The organism is Streptococcus mitis SK575 (assembly GCF_000257865.1).
GTDB classification, from domain to species: Bacteria; Bacillota; Bacilli; order Lactobacillales; family Streptococcaceae; genus Streptococcus; species Streptococcus mitis_CQ.
The window spans coordinates 25,257-40,204 of the sequence record NZ_AICU01000020.1 but is presented as its reverse complement, the minus strand read 5'-3'; the positions used below and the strand labels follow the sequence as shown (position 1 = coordinate 40,204).

The window sequence follows — 14,948 nt, the reverse complement described above, 5'->3', positions numbered from 1 at the left end:
CTTGGCCTGTAGCTCCGTCTTGTCCATCTTTCACAATAGAGGTTTGAACGAGTGTATCAGTTCCTTCTGTATAGTTACCATCGCCATCTTTGTCAATGTAGAAGGTTAGAGTGGTTTGTTTCTTGGCCTCATCACGTTCTGCTTTAACTTTTGGTGTTTGGCCGTCTACTCCGTTTCTTCCATCTGTCCCATTATATACCTCTTTTGTATTGAGTACCGTATCGCCTTCATCAAATTCATCATTATTGTTTTTATCATCATAAACCGTGATTCGAATTCCTGAACGACTTGATACGCTTGTTGTTCCTGCAGATTTTGCTATATCTTCTACTTTAATTTTCGGAGCTCTACCATCCTTACCATTTTCACCTTTTTGACCTTGTTCTCCTTGCGGACCTCTAAGGTTACCGATTTTTCCCCAAGCTCCATCTCTTTTTTTATACACATCTCCTGTTGTGGCATCAATGTATGTATCACCATCTTTACCATCTTCTGGCGTTGGAGCAATAATTCCACTTAATAATTCAGCTCCTCTTGCAGCATCTTTACCATCATTACCATTCTCTCCTTTTGGAGCGGGAGGAATTACAGTACTTGATATTAATTCGTCACCTTCATCAAATACACCATTGTGATTATTATCATAGTATGCTTTTATTTCGGTCCCCGCATATTCACCTGATGCTGGTTGAGTTGATGCTGGTTGAGTTGGTGCTGGTTGAGTTGGTGTTTCATCAGGATTACTTCCTGCCTCACGTCTTCTTCTTGCACTACGGAAACCACTATAACCAGTTTCCAAATCTTCCTTACGAATCGCTGAATTTTGACGAGCATCTGAAAGGCTATGTTCAGGTTTAAAGATTTCATTAGTTGTTTCTGTAGCAGAAGTTGCTTCTACTTTCGCGGGTGCGTTAGTTGCTAAAATGCTACTATCAAGAGCTGAACGATCAGTCGTTGTTGCATCTTCTTTTGCTTCAACTCCATCCGCTTTCTTCACTACAGGAGTTTCTGATACAGTCCCTTTATCAGAGTTAGAACGAAGTTCCAGCCCAATAATAGCTGATTGAATAGATGACTCTGCTTGCGATAATTCAGCTTCAGTTGCATCTGCTTTTCCAAGCAAGCTTTGACCAGCTTGCATACTTGCCTGCAAGTTAGCAGCACTTGCTTCTGTATATAACTTGCTTTCTAATTTTTTAGCACGTGAAAGAGCCGTTAACAATTTTGACTTGTCAACTGAATCTTGATGACTTGCTTCTACTTTTTTATCTTTTGCTTCTTCAACTTTTTCTGCTGGTGCTTTAGCATCATCAAATTTAGTTGGAGTTACTTCTACTGGATTAGCAACAGTTGGAGCTGCGTAAGTTGTTTCTTTTTTAGGTGTAGATACTTCGGCTGGTTTAGTAGCTTCTTCTCCCTTATCAATAAAAACTTTACTTACTACTGCTGAATTTTTTTCTTCTGCTTGTACAGAATGGACATTAGTAGCTATCCCTAAAATCAAAGCTGTTCCCAATAAAACACTCGCCGCACCAAAATGATACTTACGAATAGAGAAACGTTGTTGCATTTTATACCAGTCAAATGATTTTCTTTGTGCTTGTTTCATATTTCTTACCTCTTTATCATTTTATAGTATATAATTTACATCTAATTTTTAGATATTTCAATATAGTTACCACAATCACTGTATCCTGTTTTTTCCCTCTAGATTCACTTAATTTGTTCTATTTTATATGAACGGTTCAAACAATAAAGTGAATCTCAAATTTTGGTACGAAGAATACAAAAAAATAATAGTTTGTATTTTTTAGACAAATCGGACACAGATAAATCCACTTACTATACATATCAATATTTGCATTTTTCCCTATTTAATGTGATATAATATCCTTAGGAGGTATAAAAACGTATGAGATCCCTATTATCTACAAAAGAACAACGGCAATTACGACTAATGGAAATACTCATTCACAAACGGAAATGGCTTCGTCTACATGAATTAGCCCATACCTTAGACTGTACCGAACGCATCTTAAAAAATGATCTAAATGAGTTGCGCTCATCCTTTCCGGATATCGATATCCAATCCTCTGTCAACGGTATTATGATTGATCTCGATTTTAAATCCAGTGTAGAAGATGTTTATCATCATTTCCTTACTCATTCACAATCCTTCCAATTACTAGAATATATGTATTACAATGAAGGATTACCTATTTATCGAACAGTTGAAAACCTTCACACAAGTAATGCTAATCTATATAGACTAGGAAATCGAATTACACAAATCCTATCAAAGCAATTTCAAATTGAACTAGCTTTTACACCAGCCTCTATCAAAGGAAATGAAATTGATATTCGCTATTTTTATGCCCAATACTTTTCTGAGCGATGCTATTTTTTAGATTGGCCCTTCCCAGATATTTCTGAAGAAGTCTTAACAGAGTTCGCCGACTACTTCTATAAAATTACAAATTATCCAATGCGATTCTCTATTTATAGAATGTACAAGTTAATGGTGGCAATTAGCATCCATCGTGTCAGGAATGGTCATTTCATCGACCTACCCAATCATTTTTTCCAAGACTATTATCCTATTTTGATGAATTTCCCAAATTTTGAGGAGACACTTGCTTATTTCTCTAAACAGTTTGGCTTCGAAATGACACCTGATATAATCGCACAAATTTTTATTTCCTTTATTCAAAGTAACATTTTCTTAGATCCTCAAGAATTCTTCAACTCTTTAGAAGAGAACAGTGAAGCAAGATACTCTTACCAATTACTTAGTCAAATATTAGAACGCCTGTCAAAACAATATAAGATTACTTTTGCCAACCACGATGAACTTATTTGGCATTTACATAACACTGCTTTCTTTGAAAGACAGGAAATCTTTTCTACCCCAATCTTATTTGAACAAAAAGCATTGACTATTAAAAAATTCGAAGTTTACTTCCCAGACTTTATGGGGAGTGCGCGTCAAGAACTGGCTCAATACCGTCAAGCAATTGGACAGCATGACCATCCTGAACAGTTGGAACAGTTGGAACACTTGATGTACACTATCTTAACCCATGCTGAAAACCTCTCTACTCAGTTGTTAGAAAATCGACCACCTATCAAGGTTTTGATTATCAGTAACTTTGACCATGCTATATCCCTTACCTTTGTTGATATGCTTTCCTATTACTGTAATAACCGCTTCACCTTCGATACTTGGGATGAATTGAAAACAAGTCCTGAGATTTTAAATCAGACAGGTTATGATATCATCGTGTCTAATTTCTATATTCCAGGAATTACCAAGAAGTTTATTTGTCAAAATCATCTGTCAATTATGGATTTAGTTAATCACCTCAACACCTTATCAAATGAGATTCATTTGTCCAATACTTTATAAGCTAGAAAAAAGTCAGCATAATCCTGCTGACTTTTTCTCTTATCTGATTTCTATACTTCCTTAACAAAAACCAATTCCTGTGGTTGGGACAGGTCTTCTCGGTAGTTAAATCCTGCAAAGCTTAAGCGACGAGCTTCTTCCACCTTCTGAACTTGATTTTCTATCAGGGCTGTCAGGAAAGCACCACGCGCTTTCTTGGAAATGGTTGAGTGAATTTTCAGCTGGCCGCCTCTATCCTCCATGAATTTGAAGGTCACCATTTTTTCTCTGATTTCCTTAGAAAATACGGTCTCAAACTCGGATGACAAGAGAGAAAAAATCACTTCTTCCTGCTTCACAGCTTCATCATAGGCCGCCTTCCAATGGCTCTTCAAAGTCTTACCAGCAACTTTCAACTTCATCAAAAAATCCAAACGGTGAGGAGCCATAGGTGACAAGACTGGAACGACACCGTACAAAGCTGAGGTAATGAAGACATGATTTTCAAGATAGACTTGTTCTGCCTCGGTCAGTTTGTCTCGCTTGATATGACGATACATAAGCCCATCAAATAGATTCAAGGCTGGGTAGTGTTGAGCAGTTTGCCTTTTCAAAGCTTGGATGTTTTGAAATTCTTCCGTCGCCTTCTCGGCTGATACCTTGTAAAAACTCTCCAATTGACTAGCAGAATAGAGGGCCAAGGCATCAAGTACCACCTGACTTTCTGGTCTTAAAGGAGAGGCTTCAATACTTGGCAAATCTGTGTTCATTTCTTTTGCTGTTGGGATTAAAATTTTCATATTGATAGTGTAGCATATTTTTTAGCCACAACCAAGAAATTCATCTGAAAAACCTCGGTTTGATCGAGGTTTCTCTGTTTATTTGGGCCAACCTAACCAGACAGCCACGAGAACAAGGGCTATGCCAGCTAAACTTGTTAAGATAGATAAGAATGTATCTTTTTTCTCCTTGAACTGAGAAAAACCTATCTTCAAAGCGAGCAGTCCGAGTAGCATTGAAGCAAGCATCACATAAAAACCCATTTGTTTGTCCTCCATTAGTATTAATTCATCTTATTATAACATATATTTCTTAAATAAACCTTTTTTACTGCACTTTAAAGGTCTTGAGATAATTGTCTTTTCCTACTTGACCTTCGAAGGTTTTACCATTTTCAAGGTAAGGAAGGTCATCTGATACTGAGGCCTTAACCTTGTATATCTTGCCATCAACTTTAAAGAAGTAGACGGTGTCGCCCTTGATAACAGCTGATTTGAGGTCTGCCACTACACCCTTAATGCTTTCTGTTGTTGCATTGTCAATTTCAAGGTCGTTTTTATTGGCGTACTTGCTGAGCAGTTCTTCTACTGTCGTAGCTACGATGACATTCTGGTACTCGACTGCGTCTACCAAAGCATACTCTTTGACCAAGCCAGCATTGTCCTTCAAGCCCATGATGTAGAGAGGCTTGTCATTAAGGTTGATGAGGATTGGGAAGGTTGCCTTGTAGGATTTCTCCTGAACAGCACCTTCGGCTGATTCACGGGCTGATTCTTCGGTCGCAGAAGCCAAGCTGTACTTAGTGATTTCTCCTGTTCGCATATTTTCTAAGATGAAACCAAGATTACTTTCATCTGCATTGGCCGATGTCACACCTGTGTAGAGGTAGATGTCATTGCCGATAGACAAGTAATTATAGCCCTTGGTAGTCTGGGTCACGTTTTTCTTGGAAATCATGGCATTCCAGAAACCGTCCTTGTACTTGCCGTTGTAGTTGATTTGCTCAATAGTTTCCTCAGCTGGATAGACCCTGTCCACCCATTCTGGAACATCTGCCAAGCTGTATTCCTTGGTTTCTCCATTTGTAGCATCGAGGATAATGACTGAAACAGGACGAGGAACCGCAAGCCCAAATTGCTTTTGGTAAACCGTTGCTACATAGAAAGGATTGCCCTCATCGTCCACCTCAAAAGATGGAGTCTTGAAGATTTTAGTTGGGTACTTCAAGCGCAGGTGACGCTTGACATCACGGTTAAAATACTCCGAGTCCGAATACTTGATTGGTGTCTTCAAGTTCACCAAGTTGGCATTTCCAGTTACCATATCCACCTTGATATACTCACCGATTCCCTTGGCTTGATTGTTAAACCATTTGATAGGGTCTGCATATTCTAGTGGCGTAACTCGATAAGGTTTCCCATCAATTGTCAATTGGGTATAGGTATCTGCCGCTACGTACTGCGACACCTTATCCGTTAGGGAACCCAAGTAGCGGTCCCCAATTTTTTCAGCAGTACTTCTATCTAAAATAGGAACCTTACTGGTATCACTCTTAGGAAATTCAGTAAAGTCTTTTTCCGTAACCGTAACTACATTGGCATAATTTTTAGCCTGAAAAATGCTAGAAGTCACCAAGGAAACCAAGGCTGCTAAGAGAAGAATCCCTCCAATAGAAGCTAAAAGAACTTTCCCTAACCGATTGATTTTGAAACCCTCAAAATTTAAAGCAGTTTCCGCCTTGCCGTGGCGCACATGAACTGTTTTGACCAGATTGATTCCCTTGCCAAAGCCAAATAAAATTGCCACAAGCAGCAAATGCCCACAGAGGAAAAAGAGAAATTCCCAGCTGGTTAAGTTAAGGGGAGGTAAAAAGATATACCAGGTCGTTGCGATAAAAATAAGTTCAAAGACTATTCGTTTCATTTGCTTTCCTCCTAAATGATTCGTCCTTCCAAGTGATCCAGTTCATGCTGGCAAATCTGAGCTGGGAAGCCTGTCAAGGTAATGGTCTGTTCCTGCCACTTGCTGTCACGATAGGCAACCCTTATAGTTTCATAACGCCTAGTAGGTCTCACACCTGTCAATGACAAACAGCCTTCCTCTGTCTCATAAGATCCTTCAGAGGACAGGAGCACTGGGTTAAACATGACCACAGGAACCAAGCCAAGATTAAAAATAATCACGCGCTTCTGTACCCCAATCATATTGGCTGCTAGACCAACACAAGTCTCACGATTGGCTAAAAGCGTATCCTGTAAATCTCTGGCAAGATACAGATCATCCTGACTTGCCGGCTGAGATACCTGAGATAAAAACAAAATATCCTTCACAATTTTCTTTTCCACTTCCTCACACTCCTCTTACTTTTTACTATATTATAGCAATTATAGCACAAAAGCCGATAACTGCAAGCCCTTTCCCTCAACTGTAGCAAAAAGCCATCCGAAGATGACTTTTTCTTTTTAAATCGCATTCTTATCAAAGCCAAGTTTACGTTGAACAAACTTAACAATTTCAACGATAATAATCATTGAGAAACTTCCGCCCATAACGATTCCCCATTGTGATAAGTCTAGTTTGGTTACGTGGAAGATTCCTTCAAGCGGTTCTACAACGATTGTTGCCATGAGAAGGATGAAGGATACCAAGATGGACCAGTTAAATGTCTTAGACTTGAATGGGCCAACTGTCAAGATGGATTGGTAAACAGACTTGACATTGTAGGCATGGAAGAGCTGAATCAAACCAAGTGTTGCAAAGGCCATAGTAAGAGCATCCGCATGAATGGCATGATTGTCACCCACATGAACTGGGTAAGCAATCGCAAGGCCATAAACACTCATGACAATAGCTGCTTGGAGCACACCTTGATAGATGATAGAACTCAAAACACCACCTGAGAAGAAGCTTGCCTTGCGTCCACGTGGTTTATGGTTCATGACACCAGGCTCAGCAGGTTCAACACCAAGAGCGATAGCTGGGAAGGTATCCGTTACTAAGTTGATCCACAAAAGATGAACTGGCTGCAAGACGTCCCAACCAAACAAGGTTGATAGGAAGATGGTTAATACTTCAGCAGTATTGGCAGAAAGTAGGTACTGAATCGTCTTTTGAATGTTTGAGAAGACCTTACGTCCTTCTTCAACTGCAACGATAATAGTCGCAAAGTTATCATCTGCAAGAATCATGTCAGAAGCTCCCTTAGAGACCTCTGTACCAGTGATTCCCATACCGATACCGATATCGGCTGTTTTCAGAGCTGGCGCATCATTGACACCGTCACCTGTCATGGCAACAACCTTACCTTGTTTTTGCCAAGCCTTGACGATACGAACCTTATGCTCTGGAGATACACGCGCATAAACAGAGTATTGACCAACTACTTTTTCAAAGTCTTCATCTGACAGTTCGTTGAGCTCAGCACCAGTTAAAACGTGGCCTTCTGTATCATTTGCGTCAATGATTCCCAAACGTTTGGCAATAGCTTCTGCAGTGTCTTGGTGATCACCCGTAATCATGATTGGACGGATTCCAGCTTCCTTAGCCACATTAACAGCCTCAGCAGCTTCAGGACGTTCAGGGTCAATCATCCCAATCAAACCAGTAAAGATTAAATCATTTTCAAGCTCTTCAGAAGTAAGGTTTTCTGGAATACTATCAATAATCTTATAAGCACCTGCAAGGACACGCAAGGCTTGGTGAGCCATTTCAGAGTTGTTTGTATGAATGAGGTTTGTAACCTTCTCATCAATCGGAGCAATATCCCCAGCTTTGTCACGAAGAACACAACGTTTCAAAAGTTGGTCTGGCGCACCTTTGACTGCTACAAGGAAACGTCCATCTGGCAATGGGTGAACCGTTGACATGAGCTTACGATCAGAGTCAAATGGCAACTCAGCCACACGTGGATATTTCTCTAAGAAACCTTTAACATCGTAGCCCTTGTCCAAGGCATATTGGATAAAGGCTGTTTCGGTTGGGTCACCAATCAGGTTGCCTTCCACATCGATTTTCGTATCATTAGCCAAGACAACTGAACGAAGAAGGGGCATTTCAAGACCTAGCTCAATGTCATCAGCTGAATCATGTAGAACCGCATCGTAGAAGACTTTTTCGACTGTCATCTTGTTCATGGTCAGCGTACCAGTCTTATCAGAAGCGATGATTTCAGTTGAACCAAGTGTTTCTACTGCTGGCAACTTACGAACGATAGAGTTTCGTTTGGCTAAAACTTGAGTACCAAGAGCAAGAACGATAGTTACGATAGCTGGGAGCCCTTCTGGGATAGCTGCAACGGCAAGGGCAACAGAGGTCATCAACTCACCAAGTGGATTTTTCCCTTGAATGAAGACACCCACTACAAAAGTAACAAGAGCAATAACCAAAATTGCATAAGTCAAGACCTTAGAAAGGTTGTTCAAGTTTTGTTTGAGTGGTGTATCTGTCTCATCCGCATCTTGAAGCATGCCAGCAATATGACCAACTTCCGTGTACATCCCTGTATTGACAACAACACCAAGACCACGACCATAGGTTACGTTTGAGTTTTGGAAGGCCATATTGACACGGTCACCAATACCAGCATCTGCAGCAAGTTCAACTGTCAAATCTTTTTCGACTGGCACAGACTCACCTGTCAGGGCAGCCTCTTCGATTTTAAGCGAGTTAGCTTCTAATAAACGAAGATCCGCTGGTACAACATCACCTGCTTCAAGGGCAACAATATCACCAGGAACCAATTCTTTAGAGTCAATCTCCGCCATATGCCCATCACGAAGAACGCGGGCAGCTGGACTAGACATAGATTTAAGGGCTTCGATAGCTTCTTCTGCTTTCCCTTCTTGGTAAACACCAAAGGCAGCGTTGATGATAACCACGGCTAGGATGATAATGGCATCTGCGATATCTTCCCCACCAGAAGTCACGACTGACAAGATAGCTGCCGCAACTAGGATGATAATCATCAAATCCTTAAATTGCTCGATGAACTTGACCAGGATTGATCGTTTCTCGCCTTCTTCGAGTTCATTGTGACCAAATTCTGCAAGGCGCTTTTCTGCCTCACTTGATGACAAACCTTGCTCGGTCGCATCCACAGCCTTCAAGACCTCTTCAGGACTCTGAGTGTAAAACGCTTGGCGTTTTTGTTCTTTTGACATGTGTCTCCTCCTTGACATTGTGTGCAAAACAGACTCTCTTTTTCCTCATCGTATCTTTTCACGACAAACAAAAAGAGACCTGTTAATCATAACAAGTCTCGCTGTTTAAGATAGTGCCGGAAAGCATACTTTTCAGTATAAAATTCGGAATGACGACACTATCACAGGTTTCTGCCAGCTACTCCCTTGAGTACTTCTATTATACCAAATTTTGAAAAGTTTTCAAAGAGTAAAAACTGCCTTGTTTGAATTTTCTCTTGAAAACCAGTATAATGGTAGAATGCTATGTGACTAGAAAGGAAGTTGAATGAAGCAATCTATCTCAAATCTCAAGTTAGCTGAGCGTGGGGCCATTATCAGTATTTCGACCTATTTGATCTTGTCTGCAGCAAAATTAGCAACTGGTCATCTTCTGCATTCATCCAGTTTGGTGGCTGATGGTTTTAACAACGTCTCGGACATCATTGGAAATGTGGCCCTCTTAATCGGGATTCGGATGGCGCGCCAGCCTGCAGACCGTGACCACCGTTTTGGCCACTGGAAGATTGAGGATTTGGCTAGCTTAATCACTTCCATCATCATGTTTTATGTTGGCTTTGATGTACTAAGGGATACCATTCAGAAGATTCTCAGTCGTGAAGAAACGGTCATTGATCCTCTGGGTGCAACTCTAGGAATTATGTCTGCAGCGATTATGTTCATGGTCTATCTCTACAATACTCGCCTCAGCAAGAAATCCAACTCCAAGGCGCTGAAGGCAGCTGCCAAGGACAATCTTTCTGATGCTGTTACCTCACTTGGTACGACCATTGCCATCCTGGCCAGCAGTTTCAATTATCCCATTGTGGATAAACTGGTTGCCATTATCATCACTTTCTTTATCTTGAAAACTGCCTATGATATCTTCATCGAGTCTTCCTTTAGTCTTTCAGATGGTTTTGACGACCGTTTGCTTGAGGATTATCAAAAGGCCATCATGAAAATTCCCAAGATCAGCAAGGTTAAGTCCCAAAGAGGTCGTACCTACGGTAGCAATATCTACCTTGATATCACGCTAGAAATGAATCCTGACTTGTCGGTTTATGAGAGCCACGAGATTGCGGATCAAGTCGAGTCTATGTTGGAAGAACGTTTTGGAGTCTTTGATACCGATGTCCATATCGAGCCAGCACCTATACCTGAGGATGAGATTTTAGACAATGTCTACAAAAAATTGCTTATGCGCGAACAATTGATTGACCAAGGAAATCAACTGGAAGAACTATTGGCTGACGATTTTGTCTATATTCGGCAAGATGGAGAGCAGATGGATAAAGAGGCCTATAAAGCCGAAAAAGAGTTGAATTCTGCTATCAAGGACATTCAAATCACTTCCATCAGTCAGAAGACCAAACTCATCTGCTATGAGATAGACGGAATCCTTCATACCAGTATCTGGCGTCGCCACGAAACTTGGCAAAATATCTTTCATCAAGAAACCAAAAAAGAATAGAGAAATCCTGTCCATGAGACGGGATTTTTCTATTCTTCTAGCTATCAAATTCACTTAGATATTCATAGCGTTCATATTTTTCAAGGAGTGCTTCGTTTTTCTCATCTAGCTCTTTCTGAAGAGTAGCCAGTTTGCCAAAGTCAGAGCCGTTGGCCTGCATCTCCTCTTCAATAGCAGCGATACGGTTTTCCAAGGATTCAATATCGCCTTCAATGCTTGCCCACTCCTGCTTTTCTTGGTAGGTCATGCGTTTCTTATCTTCTCGAACCTTGACGACTTTTTCCTTTTCGGCTTTTTGCACTTGATTGGCCATCTCTGTTTCAAAGGTTTTCTCATCAAGATAGTCGGTGTAATGACCAAAGAAAGGACGAATCTTGCCATCCTCAAAAGCCAGAATCTTGGTCGCCACCTTATCCAAGAAATAGCGGTCGTGACTAACAGTCAAAACTGGACCAGCAAAGCCTTGCAAGAAATTCTCCAAAACTGTCAAGGTTGCAATGTCCAAATCATTGGTCGGCTCATCCAAGAGAAGAACATTTGGTTTTTCCAAGAGCAGTTTGAGGAGATAAAGACGCTTTTTCTCTCCCCCAGACAATTTCTCAATCAAGGTTCCATGCGTCGAGCGTGGGAAAAGGAACTGCTCTAGCAATTCTGCAATGGAAGTTGTAGAACCACCGCTGGTCTTGACTTCTTCTGCCACTTCTTGCAGGTAATTGATCACACGCTTGCTTTCATCCAAATCCTTAATTTGCTGAGAGAAATAGGCGATGCGAACAGTTTCCCCTATCACAACTTGACCTGCTGTCGGCTCAAGACTGCCTGCAATCAGGTTGAGCAGGGTTGATTTCCCAACACCGTTGTCCCCAACGATTCCGATACGGTCTTTGGCCTGAACTAAGAGATTAAAATCTTGCAAAATGGGCTTGTTTTCATAGGCAAAAGAAACATTCTGAAACTCGATGACTTTCTTCCCAATACGACTGGTTTCAAAGTTCATGGTCAAGTCTGTTTCAGCAACGCCACCTGAGACTTCTTTCTTCAAGTCGTGGAAACGATTGATACGAGCCTGCTGCTTGGTTGCACGCGCCTGCGGTTGTCTGCGCATCCAGGCCAATTCTTGCTTATAAAGTTGTTCCTTTTTGTGGAGAAGAGCCGCATCGCGCTCGTCCTGTTCCGCCTTTAGGCGAACATAGTCCTGATAATTCCCTTGATACTCGGTCAAGCCTGCGCGGTCCAACTCGAAAATCCGTGTTGACAAAGCGTCTAAGAAGTAGCGATCGTGGGTGATAAAGAGGACTGTTTTCTTGGAATTTTTCAAAAAGAGGGTCAGCCACTCAATAGTCGCAATATCCAAATGGTTGGTCGGCTCATCCAGAAGTAAGAGGTCGTGGTTACCAAGTAAAACTTGCGCCAACTGGACCCGTCTTCTTAGACCACCTGACAATTCCCCAACAGGAGTGGATAAGTCCTGAATACCCAGCTTGCTAAGGACAGTCTTTACCTGACTCTCAATTTCCCAAGCTTGGAGAGAGTCCATTTCTGCCATGACCCGTTCCAAATGCGCCTGCTTGTCCTCACTGTAGTTGAGCATAATCAACTCATACTCACGAATGAGCTGGATTTCCTTGAGATCGCTAGATAGGACTGTATCCAAGACCGTCTTGCTATCATCAAAATCAGGATCTTGAGTCAAATAACCAATCTGGTAATCATTCTTAGCCGAAAAGGGACTAACATCCCCATCAAAGCCAGAAACACCAGAAAGGACGTCCAAAAGGGTGGTCTTGCCCGTTCCATTGACACCAATCAGACCAATTCTGTCTAGGTCATGGATGATAAAGGAAATATCCTTAAAAACGGTCTTGTCACCGACGGATTTACTTAGTTTTTCAACGATAAAATCACTCATTTTTTCTCCCTCAGATAAGCATGGATGGCTTGACGGTCATTTTCCAATTCTCCATCGACAATGGCATACTCAATCTCTGTTAAAATCTCTCCTAAGTCAGGTCCTGGGTGATAGCCATATTCCTTAATCAAAATGCCACCATTAATCTGAATTTCTTTCTTGTCATGAATGGTCAAACTCTGATAGGTTTCTGTGATTGCTTGTGGATTGACTTCTTTTCCTTGGGCCTGACGAAGATTTTCAGCCTGTAAAAGCAAATCCAAGTCAAAGCGATAACAATCGCGCTTGCTCAACTCTCCCTTTTCACGCAAGGTCAAAATAGTCAGCAAATCCTGAACTTGCTTGGCAAACTGGCGTGAGGTCTTCCAAGCCTTCAAAAATGGCTGCGCATTTTCAATCTCCAAAGCCCACAAAAGAGCTGCCCAGGCTTGTTCAGAGGATTCAAAGGTGAAATTAGCCTCCAAATCAAACAGTCTGTTGAGCTTGTCTTGGCTAGATGCCATATCAGGGAGATAGTCATAAGCTTGACTCTCAATCATGGAAGCCAAACCCCTTCTCCAAAATGGAGCCAGCAAGAGTTTATCAAACTCGACGAAGGTACGCTCTACAGAAATTTTCTCCAAAAGCGGCGTCAAGGTCTTCATAGCTTCAAATGTTTCTCGCTCAAGTTCAAAGCCAAGACTAGCCTGAAAACGAAAACCACGCATAATCCGCAAAGCATCTTCGTTGAAACGCTCACTTGCCACTCCAACTGCTCGTAAGACTTGCTTTTCCAAATCTTCTAAACCATGAAACAAGTCAATGATTTCCCCTGTCTCGTCCAAGGCAAAGGCATTGACTGTAAAATCACGGCGCTTGAGATCTTCTTCTAGCGAGCGAACAAAAGAAACCGCACTGGGTCTGCGATAGTCCACATAGACGTCTTCGGTCCGAAAGGTGGTTACCTCATACTCCTCATCCCCATCTAAGACCAAGACGGTTCCATGTTCAATTCCGATATCGGCTGTTCGCGGAAAAATCTGCTTGGTCTCCTCTGGATAGGAAGACGTCGCAATATCCACATCATGGATGGGACGATTTAGGAGGGCATCTCGAACAGAACCTCCAACAAAATAGGCCTCAAAACCTGCTTCTTTAATTTTTTCTAATACTGGTAAAGCCTTCTGAAATTCAGAAGGCATTTGCGTTAATCTCATAATAAGTGTTCTAATCCATAGACAAGCTCATGACGCTTGACAACTTCTTTAATTCCCAAATTCACCCCTGTCATGAAGGAGCTGCGATCATAGGAGTCATGACGGAGGGTCAATCCTTCTCCCTGATTGCCAAAAATGACTTCCTGATGGGCTACCAAGCCAGGTAAACGAACTGAGTGGATACGCATGCCATCAAAGTCAGCACCACGGGCACCTGCAATCAGCTCTTCCTCGTCTACTGCGCCTTGCTGGATAGAATCTCGAACTTCTGCCATTAACTCAGCTGTTTTAATAGCTGTTCCACTCGGAGCATCCTTTTTCTTGTCATGATGGAGCTCAATAATCTCCACATTTGGGAAATATTTGGCAGCCTGCTTTGCAAATTGCATAAGCAAGACAGCACCCAAGGCAAAGTTAGGAGCAATCAAGCCACCCAAATCTTGAGTACGAGAAAATTCTTTTAGCTCTGCAATTTCTTCACTAGTAAATCCTGTCGTTCCAACTACTGGAGCAAAGCCATTCTCAAGAGCAAAGCGTGTATTTTCATAGGCAACAGCTGGAGTAGTAAAATCTACCCAGACATCCGCTTCAAAGCCTGTTAAATCAGCCTTATCCTTGAAAACAGGAATACCCTGCCATTCTGATTCAGACTCAAAGGGATCCAAAACTGCTACCAAGTCCAAGTCTGGATCAGCCAAGACCATCTGACAAGCAGCCTGGCCCATCTTTCCCTTAAAACCAGCAATAATTACTCGAATACTCATCTCTACTCCTGTCTAAGATACAAAGGACGTTAGCTGCCCATGAAAAATAGGGAATGGCGCTGACTTTCCACGAAAGGCAAGACAGGCATCTTTTTTCAAGAGGCAGGTAGTCCGTGTTCAATTATCAAGATACAAAGGACGTTAGCTGCACATGAAAATAGGGAATGACGCTGACTTTCCACAAAAGGCCAGACAGGCATCTTTTTTCATGAGGCAGATAGTCCGTGTTCAATTGCTAAGATACAAGGCATCTTAACTAGTCT

General features: G+C 41.7%; 11 protein-coding genes. 2 read left to right on the top strand and 9 right to left on the bottom strand.

Annotation, left to right across the window (positions count from 1 at the left end):
* Nucleotides 1-1,609: YSIRK-type signal peptide-containing protein (locus HMPREF1048_RS13070; protein ID WP_000806420.1), on the bottom strand; the 1,609-nt coding region annotated here is incomplete at its 3' end.
* Nucleotides 1,610-1,912: 303 nt separating this feature from the next.
* Between HMPREF1048_RS13070 and pclR the strand changes: the two genes are divergently transcribed.
* Nucleotides 1,913-3,406, top strand: coding sequence for a virulence transcriptional activator PclR (gene pclR / locus HMPREF1048_RS04375; protein ID WP_001257179.1), 1,494 nt, complete (start codon nucleotides 1,913-1,915; stop codon nucleotides 3,404-3,406).
* A 50-nt stretch (nucleotides 3,407-3,456) separates the two neighbouring features.
* Here pclR and yaaA read toward each other — a convergent pair whose 3' ends face one another.
* From yaaA to HMPREF1048_RS04350, 5 genes are all read right to left on the bottom strand, one after another.
* Nucleotides 3,457-4,185, bottom strand: a complete 729-nt coding sequence (gene yaaA / locus HMPREF1048_RS04370) for a peroxide stress protein YaaA (protein WP_000697781.1) — start codon at nucleotides 4,183-4,185, stop codon at nucleotides 3,457-3,459.
* 78 nt (nucleotides 4,186-4,263) lie between these two features.
* Nucleotides 4,264-4,428, bottom strand: coding sequence for a YczI family protein (locus tag HMPREF1048_RS04365; RefSeq protein ID WP_000508323.1), 165 nt, complete (start codon nucleotides 4,426-4,428; stop codon nucleotides 4,264-4,266).
* A 64-nt stretch (nucleotides 4,429-4,492) separates the two neighbouring features.
* Nucleotides 4,493-6,088 carry a hypothetical protein gene (locus tag HMPREF1048_RS04360; protein ID WP_000822850.1) on the bottom strand — a complete coding sequence of 532 codons (1,596 nt, stop codon included), beginning with the start codon at nucleotides 6,086-6,088 and terminating at the stop codon, nucleotides 4,493-4,495.
* Between the two features lie 11 nt (nucleotides 6,089-6,099).
* Nucleotides 6,100-6,510 carry a peptide deformylase gene (locus HMPREF1048_RS04355; protein ID WP_000412216.1) on the bottom strand — a complete coding sequence of 137 codons (411 nt, stop codon included), beginning with the start codon at nucleotides 6,508-6,510 and terminating at the stop codon, nucleotides 6,100-6,102.
* 117 nt (nucleotides 6,511-6,627) lie between these two features.
* Entirely contained in the window at nucleotides 6,628-9,324 is a 2,697-nt protein-coding gene (locus HMPREF1048_RS04350; protein WP_000032416.1) for a cation-translocating P-type ATPase, read from the bottom strand.
* Nucleotides 9,325-9,631: 307 nt separating this feature from the next.
* On the opposite strand from HMPREF1048_RS04350, the gene mntE reads away from it, so the two are divergent.
* Nucleotides 9,632-10,816 carry a CDF family manganese efflux transporter MntE gene (gene mntE, locus HMPREF1048_RS04345; protein ID WP_000813936.1) on the top strand — a complete coding sequence of 395 codons (1,185 nt, stop codon included), beginning with the start codon at nucleotides 9,632-9,634 and terminating at the stop codon, nucleotides 10,814-10,816.
* Between the two features lie 37 nt (nucleotides 10,817-10,853).
* Here the strand turns inward: mntE and HMPREF1048_RS04340 are convergent, their stop codons facing one another.
* From HMPREF1048_RS04340 to dapB, 3 genes are read right to left on the bottom strand one after another with little or no spacing between them, the layout of a single operon-like run.
* Entirely contained in the window at nucleotides 10,854-12,725 is a 1,872-nt protein-coding gene (locus tag HMPREF1048_RS04340; protein ID WP_001279108.1) for an ABC-F family ATP-binding cassette domain-containing protein, read from the bottom strand.
* Complete coding sequence (locus HMPREF1048_RS04335; protein ID WP_080568519.1) at nucleotides 12,722-13,921, bottom strand: CCA tRNA nucleotidyltransferase; 1,200 nt, start codon at nucleotides 13,919-13,921, stop codon at nucleotides 12,722-12,724. Before HMPREF1048_RS04335 ends, HMPREF1048_RS04340 begins: the two co-directional genes overlap by 4 nt.
* Complete coding sequence (dapB, locus tag HMPREF1048_RS04330) at nucleotides 13,918-14,685, bottom strand: 4-hydroxy-tetrahydrodipicolinate reductase (protein WP_000027872.1); 768 nt, start codon at nucleotides 14,683-14,685, stop codon at nucleotides 13,918-13,920. The genes HMPREF1048_RS04335 and dapB overlap by 4 nt, the downstream gene beginning before the upstream one ends.
* Between the last annotated feature and the right edge of the window lie 263 nt (nucleotides 14,686-14,948).

Excerpts from the sequence above, each read along its gene's own strand:
- pclR (WP_001257179.1), top strand. The coding sequence starts at position 1,913 with ATGAGATCCCTATTATCTACAAAAGAACAACGGCAATTACGACTAATG.
- yaaA (WP_000697781.1), bottom strand. The coding sequence starts at position 4,185 with ATGAAAATTTTAATCCCAACAGCAAAAGAAATGAACACAGATTTGCCA.
- HMPREF1048_RS04365 (WP_000508323.1), bottom strand. The coding sequence starts at position 4,428 with ATGGGTTTTTATGTGATGCTTGCTTCAATGCTACTCGGACTGCTCGCT.
- HMPREF1048_RS04360 (WP_000822850.1), bottom strand. The coding sequence starts at position 6,088 with ATGAAACGAATAGTCTTTGAACTTATTTTTATCGCAACGACCTGGTAT.
- HMPREF1048_RS04350 (WP_000032416.1), bottom strand. The coding sequence starts at position 9,324 with ATGTCAAAAGAACAAAAACGCCAAGCGTTTTACACTCAGAGTCCTGAA.
- mntE (WP_000813936.1), top strand. The coding sequence starts at position 9,632 with ATGAAGCAATCTATCTCAAATCTCAAGTTAGCTGAGCGTGGGGCCATT.
- HMPREF1048_RS04340 (WP_001279108.1), bottom strand. The coding sequence starts at position 12,725 with ATGAGTGATTTTATCGTTGAAAAACTAAGTAAATCCGTCGGTGACAAG.
- HMPREF1048_RS04335 (WP_080568519.1), bottom strand. The coding sequence starts at position 13,921 with ATGAGATTAACGCAAATGCCTTCTGAATTTCAGAAGGCTTTACCAGTA.
- dapB (WP_000027872.1), bottom strand. The coding sequence starts at position 14,685 with ATGAGTATTCGAGTAATTATTGCTGGTTTTAAGGGAAAGATGGGCCAG.